This is a genomic window from Achromobacter sp. JD-1 (genome assembly GCF_038594925.1).
In the GTDB taxonomy this organism is placed as follows: domain Bacteria; phylum Pseudomonadota; class Gammaproteobacteria; order Burkholderiales; family Burkholderiaceae_B; genus Achromobacter; species Achromobacter spanius_C.
In genome coordinates this window covers 1-13,547 of the sequence record NZ_JBCGCS010000017.1, presented here as the reverse complement: position 1 = coordinate 13,547, position 13,547 = coordinate 1, and the positions used below count along the sequence as shown (strand labels likewise).

The window sequence follows — 13,547 nt, the reverse complement described above, 5'->3', positions numbered from 1 at the left end:
CGAGGCGGTAGGGGGCAGGCCAGAAGATGCTGCCCCCGACTGTCAATACCGATATCCCAGCGTAAGCATCGTTGTGCGCCCGTCACCCAGCGCGACGGCGTTGCGCAGGCCGCCGGCAAAGTAATCCTTGTCGAACAGGTTGCGCACGGTGAGCGCCGCGCGCCAGCGGTCCGCGTTGTAGGCGATGCCCGCGTCGGCCACGGCATAACCCGGGATGACGTATCCATAAGCGTGGCGCGGGCTCTCGCCACGCATGCCACCATTCAGTTCCCAGCCTTGCGCAGGGCCGCGCAAGCGGTAGCGCGCCGTCAGGTTGAAGCTGTGGCGCGGCACGTTGTCCAGCCAGCCACCTTCGGTGGAGGCCGCCTGCCCGCCGTCGTCCGTGATGACGGCCGCAATGTAGGCGTAGCCGCCCATCAGGCTCAATCCATTGCCCAGGTCTGACACAAAGCCAAGCTCGGCGCCTCGGGTACGTTGCTCGCCAACGGCAATGCTGTAGCCGTCGTTGATCGGGTCGGACTGAAGCACCTGGCGCCGGCGCAGGTCAAAGGCCGCCACCGTCAGGCTGGTATTGCCGTCATCCAGGTCAAACTTGACGCCGGCTTCCCATTGCCGGCCGGTCTCGGGTGCAAAGCCCTGGCCATTGGCGTCGGTGCCTACGTTGGGATAGAACGAGGTGGCGTAGCTGATGTAGGGGCGTACGCCTGGGGCAATTTCATACATGACGGCGCCCGAACCGGTGGTCTTCTGTGCCGGGTTGTCCTGGCGGTTGCCGGTCAGCCTGTCCGTGGAATAGCTGGCGGCATCATCACGCCGCAGGCCGGCAATCAGGCGCCAACGCTCGCCAAGCTGGATCTGGTCACGAAAGTAAAAGCCCAGGGAGCGCACAGTGCTTTGGCTGTTGGTGCGAGGATTCGCGGGGCAGGTGATCGGGCTTCCGTAAACCGGGTTGTACATATCCAACGCACCGACGGAGCAACTGGTTTGCAGCGCGTTCTCGCGCGTGCGCAGATAGTCGACCCCGACCGTGATCTCGTGCTTGCCCCACGCGGTATCGAAGCGGCGCTGCGCATTCGTGTCCATCGAAAACGTATCGCCATCCCAATGCTGGTCGGTGGCGGTACGCCGCAGGCTGCGGCCCCCTGCGGCAAGCGTGCCGGCCGCCACGAGTTGGCCGTCAAGCGTGAATTCCTGCCAGCGCAGGTTCTGGTTGACCGTCCAGCCGTTGTCAAAGCGATGCGTCAGGGCATAGCCCATCCGGCTCTGGAATCCGCGATACGGGTCCTGATCCGGTTCGCCGATAAAGCGATCGCGAGGGATGCTGCCATTCGGGTTTTCAAGCACGGACCCGATCACCGGCAAGCCTTGCTGCCGCACATAACGGCGTTCCTGATAGCTGGTAAGGATGGTGAAGTCCGTTCGCGTTCCCAGATCCAGCGACAGTGAAGGCGCGATCCATCGATTCTTGAACCACACGTAGTCGGTGGCGTCATGCGAGTTCATCGCCAGCGCGTTCAAGCGGAAAGCGGCCTTGCCGTTTTCTGACAGCGGCGTGCCCATATCCAGGGTCCCCTGATAGAAATCGTGGCTGCCGACCGTGGTCTCAACGTTCGCGAAAGCCTCGGGCTGGGGGCGTTTGCTGACCATGTTGACCAGGCCGCCTGGCAGCACCAATCCGTAGAGCAGCGAGGCCGGGCCCTTCAGCACTTCCACTTGTTCAAGCCCGAACAATTGCTCGGCAACCCGGTTGGACGCCGCCGTACGCAGGCCGTCCAGGAACAAGGAATCGGAAGCGACTTGCCCACGAATGATCAGGTCATCCCACCCCCGTCGCCCAAACTGGTTGGCCACCACGCCCGGCACGTTGTGCAAGGCGTCGGCCAGGGTCTGTGCTTGTTGGCTGTCGAGCACGGCCCGTGGGACCACGGTGATCGACTGTGGCGTCTGTGACAGCGGCACGGAGGATTTGTTGACAGAGGGCGGCTGAACGGGATTGAAACTGCCGTCGGCTTCAGGTTCGGCGGTGACGCGGACGGAGGGCAGTTGGACGACGTCTGGGGACTGTGCGTGCAGGGCGCCGGGGGCAAGCAAAGCCAGGCCGGCGGATAGGGCGGTGAACAGGGCAGGGGCGTGAAGGTGCGACATCAAAAGAGGGGAAGGCTGCTGGAAGAGGGGCGTGAAGATGGCCGTGAGGCGCGATGCAATGCACGGTAAGGGCCGGGCGGAGTCGTTCTTGAAATTTATTAATGATAATAAAACGCATTTATATTGCGATCCGCGATAGTAAAGTCTGCGCGCCCGATCGGCAAGACGGGTGTTGCGGCATGCCGAGGTGGATGAAACCGTTCATTCGGTGATGGCGGTATTGCCCGCGCGTCCTACGCTCCTGGTTTTAGGAGAGGGACATCATCGGTCGTTCTTTTTGCCTGGCGTTCGTGGGCGGCGCGGCGTGGTTGCAGTGCTTTGCGGTGTTGCCGGGCGCGTTCGTTCTGGCGTTGGTAGCCATTGCCGGCGTAGTCGCGGGGGTTTTATGCCTGCGATGCCATAGCAATGTTGCTCGCGTTGCTTCCGCCCTGGTGCTGGGCCTTTGCGCGGGCACGCTTAACGCCTGCCTGCAAGCACAGCACCGCCTTGACGATGCGCTGGCGGACCTGCACCAAGACCAAGTCTCCCGCCTGATTCTGCGCGTAGCCGAATTACCAGACGGCGACGAACGGCACCATCGCTTCATCGCCGAGCTGGCCGAGCCCGCGCGCCCGGGCATTCCGTCTCGCATCCAGGTCACCTGGCAAGCACCGCCGGGCGCCTCCACCCCCATGCCTGCGTTGCTGCCCGGCCAGATCTGGCGGATGGCGCTTGTCTTGCGTCGTCCGCACGGCGTGCTGAACCCGGCGGGGCCGGATGCGGAAGCGCGCATGTTCGCGCGTGGCTTGCGGGCGGTGGGCACGGTGCGTGGGCGGCCAAAGTTGTTGGACGATCAGCCTTGGGCGTCGGCGGGCGTGGCCATCGAACGGGCGCGGCACCATGTGCGTGTGGGCATGCGCGAGGCCTTGGGGAATCATCGCTATGCGCCGGTGCTGATTGCCTTGGCGATTGGGGATCAGGCCGGGGTGGCGCGCGATGATTGGCGCATTTTCAACCGCAGCGGCATTACGCATCTGGTGTCGATCAGCGGCATGCACGTGACGTCCATTGCGGGCATCGCGGGCGTGCTGGTGGCGGCGGCTTGGCGGCGCACACGATGGCGGGGCGTGGGCTTGGCGGAGCTTATGCCGTCGCGCGTGGCGGGCGGCGCGGCGGCGGCCGTGGTGGCTTTGCTGTACTGCCTGTTGGCGGGGTGGGGCGTGCCGGCGCGGCGCACGTTCTTCATGTTGTCGGTGGTGTTGGCGGCGGCGATGTCTCGGCTGCCGTTGACGGCGGGCAGGGTGTTGGCGTGCGCGGGGGCGGGCGTGGCGGCGTTGGATCCGTGGGCGCCACTGTCGGCGGGGTTCTGGTTGTCGTTCGGGGCGGTGGCGATACTGCTGCGCATTGCCGACCTGCCCTTTGATGCCGAGGCCGGGTGGCGTCAGCGTTGGGCAAGCCGGTTGGCGCAGGCGACGCGTTTGCAGTTGCTGGTCACCTTGGGGCTGACGCCCTTGCTGGCGTTTCTGGTGTATCAGGTGTCGGTGGGTTCGCCCTTGGCCAATGCGGTGGCGATTCCGTCGGTGACCTTCATCGTGACGCCCTTGGCCTTGTTGTGCGCGGCGCTGTCGGTCTTGCCTGGCGCGCAAGCGGCAGCGACTTGGGCGGCTCAAGGCGGGCTGGCCGCTTTTGACGCGACGATGGTTCCCGTGGCATGGGTGGGCAATGCGGACTGGGCAAGCTTTGCGGTCGCGGCCGCGCCGTGGCCGTGGCTCTTGTTGGCCGTGGCGGGCATGGTCTGGGCTTTGCAGACACGAGGATGGCCGGCGCGCCAATTGGGTTGGGTGTGCATGTTGCCGCTGCTGTGTTGGCGGCCGGACAAGCCTGAGCCAGGCTATTGGCGCATGAGCGCGCTGGACGTGGGGCAGGGCAGCGCCATCCTGGTCGAGACCGCCAGCCAGACCTTGTTGTTTGATGCGGGGCCGCGCCACTACGGCGGCAGCGATGCGGGCGAGCGCGTGCTGGCGCCGTTTCTGCAGGCGCGTGGCATTACGGCTTTGGATGTGCTGGTGCTGTCGCATGCCGACCAGGACCACGTGGGCGGAGCGCGCGCGGTGCTGGCGGCGGTGCCGGTGCGTCTGAGTTATGCGTCGTTTGATGTGGCGGCGTTTGTGCGGCGCGATGCCAGTGTGTGGCCGGCGACTGGACCGGGGCAGCGGCCCGTGCAAGAGGCCGTGCAAAAGGCCGCGTGGGGTCAAGCGTTGTCTGGCGGACCCGCCACGCTGCCTGCCCGCATGCTGCGTTGCCGCCGTGACGACACATGGGAGGCGGACGGTGTGCGGTTCACCTTTCTGCACCCGGCCAAGGGCGGCGGCCGCGCGCCGGCAGACAAGAATGCCGACAGTTGCGTATTGCGAGTGCAGGGCGTCAGGCATTCGCTGCTGCTGACCGGGGATATCGGTGTGGCGCAGGAGCGGGAACTGGTGGCGCGTGGCGTGCCCAACACCGACGTGGTGCTGGCCCCGCACCATGGTTCGGCATCGTCATCCGGACGCGATTGGGTGCTGGCGGTGCAGGCGACACATGCGATAGCCCAGGCGGGCCATCTGAACCGCTTTCGTCACCCCTCTGCTGCGGTGCAACGGCGCTGGCTACGCGCGGGGGCGACGTTCTGGCGCAGTGATCGGGATGGCGCGGTGATGGCGGAATCCCGCGCGGAAGGATTAAAGGTGTGGTCGCAGCGGGAGGACGGAAGAAGATATTGGCATGGGCGATGACAGGCTTGAAGACGCCGTTTCCCGGTAAGCGAGCAGCCCGAATTAATCGCCATTTATTACAGAGTCGTTAATTTCACCCGACGAAATACCACCAAAATCGGCCAATCAAACCATTATGTCTGCCATCATCTGCTAATTTCTCTGTGTAACGGCATAGACACAGCAGATATATATTGCAATATACGGTTTCTGGTAGCAAAATGCGGCGCCAAACAGGTCTACAGGAGGCGGCGCATTGGCGGATATCCGTTTGCGTCCAATCGTATGAGGGGATTCCGGCAGTTGCGGTTGGCAGTGTTGGTGGCGATAGCGGCGGGCAATGCGGCAGCGGTGGCGCAACCCGTGCCAGACGCCGTGCGTCGCGCCACAGAAATCGAACGTCGACAGGAACAAGAGGTCGATGCCCAGCGCGCCCGCGCGACGGAACGGCCCGATGTGCTGTCCGCGCCCGCGCAGGACGCCGCGCGCGGCTTGGTCTTTCCGCCTGAAACGCCTTGCTTCCTGCTGCGTGAAGTGGTTTGGGATGGCGCGGAACCGTCCGAGTCGCTTGGCCGCGCCGCTGCGGTCGTGGTCGGCCAATGTGTGGGCGGCAAGGGTTTGCGCGCCCTGCAGGAATACCTGATCAACCTGCTGATCGACAACGGCCAGGTCACCGCGCGGGTCGTCGTGCCCGAGCAATCGCTGGCGGCGGGCACCCTGAAGTTGCGCTATCTGCCCGGCCGCATCTCGGCCGTCAAGGGCGAGGGCGCTATCGGCTGGTGGCGTACCGCCTTGCCTACGGGGCCAGGCGGCGAACTGAACCAGCGCGACCTGGACCAGGCGCTTGAAAACATCCGGCGCCTGGGCAGTCAGGCGGACGCGGCCATCGACATCGCGCCCGGTCCCGAGCTGGGCGACTCCGACATCCTGATCAAGCCCGGCACAGGCAAGCGCTGGCACGGCTACGTGGGCGGCGACAACGGCGGCATGGATTCCGTGGGCAAGTACCAGGTCAACGCCGGGCTGACGCTGGATTCCCCCTTGTTCCTGTACGACCAGCTATCGGTGTCCTGGAACAGCAACGCGCGTTGGCGCGACGCGAACTCCAACACGCGCGCCGCGTCCGTGAACTACAGCGTGCCGTTTGGCTACTGGAGCGTCTTTGCCGGCGCCAGCAAGTCCACCTATCGCCAGACCGTGGCAGGCTTCGAAGAGCCCATCATCTACGGCGGCACCACCAAGCAGTTGCAGGCGGGCGTGGCGGTGGTGCCGTACCGCGGCACGGCCTACAAGGGCAACCTGTCAGTCATGCTGCTGCGCAAACGCACCGACAGCACACTGAACGACGTGCCCATCGACGTGCAGCGCCGCGACGTCACCGGCTACGAGATCAACTACGGGCACCGCCACTATGTGGGCCAGGCCGTGCTGGACATTGGTGGCGGCGTGCGCGGCACCTTGCCGCAGTTCTCCGACCAGCCCGGCTACGTCTATGGCGACCCGGACTGGAACGGCCGCAGCACCATCTACACCGCCAACGCCGGCCTGTATTTGCCCTTCAAGGTGGCCGACCAGCCCTTTGCGTATCAGGCCAATTGGCAGATCCAGCATGCCAAGACGGCAATCGTGCCCGCCGACTACTTCACCATCGGCAACCGCTATGCCGTGCGCGGCTTTGATGGGCAGATGACCTTGGCTGCCGAGGATGGCTGGACGCTGCGCAACGATCTGTCGCTGAACCTGGAAGGCCTGACTGGCCTGTCGGGGCAGCAGTTGTACACCGGCGTGGACGTGGGGCGCGTCGGCGGTCCATCCGCCGCGTATCTGTCCGGCCGCACCTTGGTTGGCGCGGTCGCGGGGGTGCGTGGCCGGCTCTCTTTGCCCGGTGTCGCGAGTGTGGTCAATGCCAGCTACGACTTGTCGGCCGGCTGGCCGCTAAAGAAACCCGAATCGCTAAAAACCGCATCCACCGTCTTCGCGATGGCGTTGATGTTCGAGTTCTGAATCCGTTGTTGTTTCCCAGGTGCACATGATGTCCAAGCTTCGCTCGTTGATTGTCTGGTCCATCGTTTTTACGCAGGTGTGGACGCCGGTGCTGGCGCAGACCTTGCCGATCTCGGTGGACAAGAACGTGGCCGGCCAGAAGCCATCAGTGGGCGTCAACAATGGCGTGCCCGTCGTCAACATCGCGCCGCCGTCCGCCGGTGGGGTTTCCAACAACCGCTACACGCAGTTCAACGTGGGACCGTCGGGCGTGGTGCTGAACAACAGCGGCGGCGCCAGCCAGACCCAGCTTGCCGGGCAGGTGGCGGGCAACGTCATGCTGGGCAACCAGCGCGCCACCACCATCCTGAACCAGGTCACCGCGCCCAACCCCTCGCAACTGATGGGCACGCTGGAGGTCGCGGGCAATCGGGCCAATGTCATCGTCGCGAACCCGGCGGGCATCACTTGCAACGGCTGCGGCTTCTTGAACGCGAATCGGGCCACCCTGACCACCGGACGGCCCCAGGTTGGCTCCGATGGCAGCATCGCGCTCGACGTGGCGGCAGGCAAGATCCGTGTTGAAGGCGACGGCTTGAACGGCACCAACGCCAGCCAGGTGGACCTGATCGCCCGGTCGCTGGAGATCAACGCTGGCGTATGGGCCGACCGGCTCAACGTGACGGCGGGCGCGGCGCGTGTGGACTATGCGTCGGGCGCCGTCTCGGCTCGGGCGGGCGAAGGCCCGGCGCCGGCGGTGGCGCTGGATACCGCTGCGCTGGGCGGCATGTATGCCAACAGCATCCGGCTGATCGGCACCGAGGCCGGCGTTGGCGTCAACGTGGGCGGAAACCTGGTGGCCCTGACGGGAGACCTGGAGGTCAGCGCGGCGGGCGACGTGCGCATCGCACCCAGTGCTGCCGTGCAGGCGGCGCGCAATCTGAGCTTGGCGGCCGGACGCGATCTGGCCGTTGATGGCGTGGCGCAGGCGGCGGGTGGTGTGGCGCTGGCCGCTGGCCGCAATGCCGGGATAAAGGGCGCCGTTGGCGCGGGCGGCTCAGTCGATGTGAGCGCCGCGGGCGACGTCAGGATTGCCGCGCAGGGTGCGTTGCAGACGCAGGGCGCACTGCGTGTCGCTGCGGGACAGGACCTGTCGCTGGAAGGTTCGCTGCTGATGGGCGGCCAGGGCGTGGGCATCGAGTCCGCGCGTAACCTGCGGATAGGCGGCGCCTTGCCCACGTCGGGCGTGACGCCACCGGTCGGTGGCGCAAACGGTACGGAAGGCGGCGGATCGAACGCGGGCGGCGGTGCTTCCGGCACAGGCGGCACCGCATCAAACACCACCACCGGCGCGGCGCAGGCGGGCACCAATGCCAGCGGCTTGGTCACCGCCCGCGGCGCGGTCGCATTGACGGCCGGACGCGACATGGTGCTGCCCGGCCAGGTGACTGCCGTCGGTGCGCTGCACGCGCAGGCGGGGGGCGACTTGACCACGGGCGCCAGCGCCCAACTGCAATCAGGCGGATCGGCCAAGTTGCGCGCCGCCGCCGACCTCAACCTGGACGGCATGGTCGGTGCGCGCGGCGACGTTTCGTTGATGGCGGGGCGCGACGCGCGGGTGTCGGGCAAGGGCGCGTCCACCGGCCGCGTCGCCATCGATGCAGCGCGCGACCTGCGCATGGATGCGCCCGCGCAATGGGAAGCGGAAGGCGGCGCGGCGGCCAAGGCCGGCGGCGCCATGGCGCTGGCCGGCACCTTGCGCGCCAACGGCGACCTGGACCTGTCGGCGGGGGGCAAGCTTTCCGTCGACGGCACGCTTGCAGCGGCCGCTGGCGGCGTCAATGCCGCGGCCGGTGCCGATATCGAAGTCGGTGCCCAAGGCCAGATCGCCGCAGCTGAAAGCGTGGGCCTTGCCGCGGACGAAAGCCTTCAAAACGCTGGCAAGATCACGTCCCTCAAGGACGTGACGCTGCAAGCCGCGCGCGACCTCACGCTGGACGGGCAGGCGTTGGCTTCTGGCGACGTGCGGCTACAGGCGGGGCAGGCCATGACGGCATCGGCCGCGTCGCGGGTGCAGGCCGATGGCTCGGTCGTGGCGGATGCAGCCAGCGCATCGCTGGCAGGTTTGTTCATCGCGGGCCAGTCCGCGCAAGTCAGCACGCAAGGCGATTTGCGCGTGGACGGCACGATGCTTGCCGACGCAGGCACGCTCAAGATCGCAAGCGGCGGCGACATGGCGCTGGGCAGCACCAGCGTCCTTCAGGCGGGCCAGCAACTGAACGCCCAGGCCAGCGGCAAGCTGATCGCGGACGGCACGATTTCCGGTGAACAAGACGTCCTTCTGTCCGCCGGTACAAACGCCGAACTGAACGGCAAGACGGTCGCCAACGGCACGCTGCGCGCAGAAGCCAGCGCGGACCTGACGGTAGCCCAAGGCGGGCTGGCGCAAGGCAGCAACACGCTGATCCTGGGCGCCGGCCAAGACCTGCGCATCGCCGGTACGGCCGGCACCGCCAAAGCCGTGCCGGGCGCGGGTGGCTTCCTGCAAGCCCAAGCGGCGCGCGACCTGTTCGTGACCGGCACCGTCACGGCGGGCACGCCCGCCAGCCTGTCCGCCACGCGCGACCTTGGCGTCGACGGTACGGTGGCGGCGCTGGCGGGCACCCTGACGGCTGACGCTGGCGGACAGTTGCGCGTGGGCGCAAACGGCCGCATGCAGGCGGCGCAGAACCTGAGCGCCCAATCAGGCGGTGACCTGGACTCTGACGGCGTCATCGTCGCGGGCGGCGCCCTGACGCTGATGGCGACGGGCGATGCGCGCCTGGGCGGCACGGCGGCCGCGCTGGGCGACGCCATGGCCGGCAACCTGCTGGTGGGCGGGCGCGATGTGATCGTCAAGCAGGGCGGGCAGGTGCAGGCCGCGGGCACGCTGACGGCACAAGCCCAGCGCGACCTGGTCGCCACCGGCGCACTGGCCTCGGTACAGAACATGATTCTGGCCGCCGCGCGCGATGCGCGCGTGGACGGCACGGCGGCCAGCGACGCAAACCTGACGATGGCGGGCCGCAACATCGCGGTTGGCGTGGCGGGTCTGGCGCAAGCCGCGGGCACACTCACCACTACCGCACAGGGCACGCTGCTTGCCGCGGGCAGCATGTTGGCGGGCATCACGCAAACGCTCAGCGCGGGCGACGGCATGGCCGTGGATGGCACCGTCGCGGCCTTGCAGGGCGACCTGACGCTGGACACGCAGCGCGGCGACCTGGTCATGGGCGCCGCGTCGAATCTGCAGGCGGGCGCAACACTGACCGCCACATCGGGCGGCGCGCTCACCGCCTTGGGATCGACCGCCGCCGGCCAAGGCATGACGCTGCGCGCGGGCACGGACGCCACGCTGGGCGGCATCGCCGCCACGCAGGCGGGCGACGTGACCATCAACGCGAACGGCAATCTCACTACCACCGCCGATGGCCGCATCCAGGCCGCTGACGCGATCAATCTGCAAGCAGGCGGCGCGCTGCAGAACGCTGGCATCCTGTCGGCGGCGGGCGCGGCCAGCCTGCGCGCGGGAACCACGCTTGATAACGCCGGCTCGGTGCTGGCGGGCGGCGATGTCAACGCCGTCACCAGCGGTGCGCTGGGCAACACCGGCCGCTTTATCGCGGGCGTGGGCGCAGACGGCACGCTTAGCCTGCCGGGCAGCGTCAACCTGACCGCCGCCTTCATCACCCATCCGGGCATCAGCGCGGCCGGCAAGGACATGACACTTGTCGCGGACGGCATGGACCTGTCCGGCGGCAACCTTTCCGCCATCGGCAAGCTGGCGCTGAATTCGCCCGGCGACCTTGCCACGCGCAACGCCGTCCTGCATGGCGGCAGCCTTGACATCACCGCCGCCAACCTGCGCAACCAGGGCGGCAAGCTGACGTCTGCCGGCGACGCCACGTTGAAGCTGGGCGGCGAATTGGACAACACCGCGGGACTGATCGCCGCCGCCAGCAACGTGCAAATTGAAGCGGCGCGCGTCGGCAATGCCGGCGGCACGCTGGCGGGCGGGGATCTCACCCTGACCACGGCCGGGGCCGTTGACAACCGGGGGGGGCTGATCCAGGCCGACGGTACCCTGACGTTGAGCGCCACCAGCCTGGACAACAGCGCCACGCTGACCGCCGCCGCCGCGCCGCCCAAAGGGGTGCTTGCCAAGGTGGCCGCCATCGTTGCCGACCGCGTCAACAATCAGGGCGGCTCCATCAGCGCGGGCCAGGACCTGACCGTCACCACCGACGAACTGGACAACGCCGGCGGCGAAGTCGCCGCGCAGCGCTACGCCACGGTCGAGGCCGCCGTCCTGAAGAACCACCAGGGCAAGGTCATGGCGGGCGAGCGTCTTGCCGTCATGATCCAGAACCTGCAAGGTCTGGGCACCCTGCAATCCGCGCAAGATTTGTCCTTTACCTACACGGGTTCGCTCAACCAGACCGGCACCATTGCCGCCGGCCGCGACCTGAGCATGTCCGTCGGCGGCGTCATGGACAACAGCGCCACCGTCAGTGCCGGCCGTGACCTGAGCATCACGGCCGCCTCGCTCAACAACCAGGCCAGTGGCGAACTGCTGGCCGGGCGCACCAACACCATCAACGTCGCCAATGGCCTGACCAATTCCGGCCTGATCGATGGCGGCGCTACCAACATCACCGCCGGCCGCCTGGACAACTTCGGCCGCATCTATGGCAACACCATCGCCATTCGCGCGGGTGAACTCGTCAACGGCGCGGGCGCCGGCGGCGGCGCCGTCATCGCCTCACGCGGCGATTTGGACCTGGGCGTGGGATCGCTGGTGAACCGCAGCCATGCGCTGATCTATTCCGGCGCGGACTTGCGCATCGGCGGCGCGCTGGATGCCAACCGCAAAGCCATCGGCCAGGCCGCGTCGTTGCTGAACGCATCGGCCACGATCGAGGCGGCAGGGAACGCGGCGATTTCGGCTGCGTCTTTGCAGAACGTCAACACGAACTACGTCAGCCAGGTCGTGCCTGTGATGACGGTCCCCAAGCTGTACGTGACACCGGCGGGCACGACCGACGTGTACGACATGGAGACCAACTGGTTCTGCGACCAGGTCACACCGATGTGCGGCAAGGTTCCGGAATGGCTGGATGACGATCCCGAGCGCCGTTTCCTGCTGCCTTCGAGCAAGTATCCGGCATCGCGATACGGGCCGCCGTTTGATTACGTGCAGAGCAAAAAGGGCCGCGCCGGCGAGACCGCGCCAATACCAATTACCCATATCCCCGAATCCGTAACGTGTTCTGGCGGGGATAACGGTGGCGATTGCTGGACCATTCCCGAATCATTCGTCTACAGCTCAGATGCTCGTGTATGGGCCGTCTTCGGCGTCACGCCGCCTTCCGGGTCGATGCCGGTCTGGGTGCCGCCGCAGCAGGAGTGCCGCGGCAAGGAGGCATGCGCTGCTGAAGCGGCCCGCCGCCAGGCCTACGAAGATGCCTACGCCGCGTATAAAGCTCCGCATGTTGAGCTGGACCGGCGCATTCGCGAATTCAACGCCGACTTCAACAACCGCCTGGTCGCCACCTTCACCTACTACCAGGTCGAAGAAACCGTCACAGAAACCCGCACCGTCTCGTCCGACCCCGGCAAGATCCTGTCGGGTGGCGCCATGACGCTGAGCGGCACCGTCACCAACGACAAGAGCCAGATCGCCGCGGGCGGCGCCCTGACCGTCTCTGGTCCCGCCATCAACAACATCGGCGCCGGCGGGCAGCGAATCGTCACAAGGACAGGGACGGCCACCGTCACCCAGGCCCGTGACCGCGACCGCAAGGAATATTCCAGCGCCTACCAGCAAACCCTGGCTGCGCAGGCCATTGAACTGCCGGTCGGCACTTCCGGCGGCAACGTCTCTGTCTCGCTGAGCGGCGCGGCCCCCGGCGCCAGCGGCGCCACCGCGCCCGGCCCCGTCCTGATCGCCAGCCTTGGCCTGCCTGGCGGCAGCGTCGTGCGCAGCGTATCCAACCCGGCCACCATCCCGGACAGCCAACTTTTCGCCGTGGGTGGTACACCCGACGCGCCCTACGTCGTCGCTACCGATCCGCGCTTTGTCGGCAACCGCCCAACAGTTTCCAGCGACTATCTGTTCGACCTGCTGCAACAGCCCGGCGCACCCGTCGGCAACGCTGGCGCGTCCGGTTCCGTCAACGCCGGCCTGGGCAGCCGCCCCGGCGGCCTGAACGCCCTGATTCCCGCCGGCGCAAAATTCCTGACCCCGTCCGGCCAGCCCCGTCGCCTGGGCGACGGCTTCTATGAACAGAAGCTAGTCGCCGATCAGATCCTGGCCACCACCGGCCAGCGCTTCCTGGAAGGCTTTGGCGACAACGACAGCCAGTACAAGCAGCTGCTTGCCAACGGCGCGCAATTCGCCCTGGACAACGGCATCAAGCTTGGCGCGGCGCTGACCGAAGCGCAGCAACGCCAACTGACCACCGACCTGGTCTGGTTGGTCGAACAGACCGTCACACTGCCCGACGGCACCACCGAGACCGTGCTGGTGCCGCAGGTCTACCTGCTGGTGCGCGAAGGCGACCTGAAGGGCGACGGCACCCTGATGGCCGGCCGCGACGTCAAGCTTGCGGCCGACGGCGACATCAACAACAGCGGCACCATCGGCGC

4 protein-coding genes are annotated in these 13,547 nt (G+C 67.0%); 3 read left to right on the top strand and 1 reads right to left on the bottom strand.

Translation table 11 applies throughout. From position 1 onward, the window contains the following. Positions 1-42: 42 nt before the first annotated feature. Positions 43-2,145: a TonB-dependent siderophore receptor gene (locus tag WBR68_RS22655; protein ID WP_230695319.1), complete on the bottom strand. Its 2,103-nt coding sequence runs from the start codon at positions 2,143-2,145 to the stop codon at positions 43-45. A gap of 308 nt (positions 2,146-2,453) precedes the next feature. Between WBR68_RS22655 and WBR68_RS22650 the strand changes: the two genes are divergently transcribed. The 3 genes from WBR68_RS22650 to WBR68_RS22640 form a co-directional block, all read left to right on the top strand. Further along, complete coding sequence (locus WBR68_RS22650; protein ID WP_230695318.1) at positions 2,454-4,898, top strand: DNA internalization-related competence protein ComEC/Rec2; 2,445 nt, start codon at positions 2,454-2,456, stop codon at positions 4,896-4,898. A 264-nt stretch (positions 4,899-5,162) separates the two neighbouring features. Further along, positions 5,163-6,881 (top strand): ShlB/FhaC/HecB family hemolysin secretion/activation protein, encoded by a 1,719-nt coding sequence (locus WBR68_RS22645; RefSeq protein ID WP_230695317.1) that lies wholly within the window; start codon positions 5,163-5,165, stop codon positions 6,879-6,881. Between the two features lie 25 nt (positions 6,882-6,906). Continuing rightward, positions 6,907-13,547 (top strand): two-partner secretion domain-containing protein (locus WBR68_RS22640; RefSeq protein ID WP_230695316.1); only part of this gene is annotated, 6,641 nt, incomplete at its 3' end.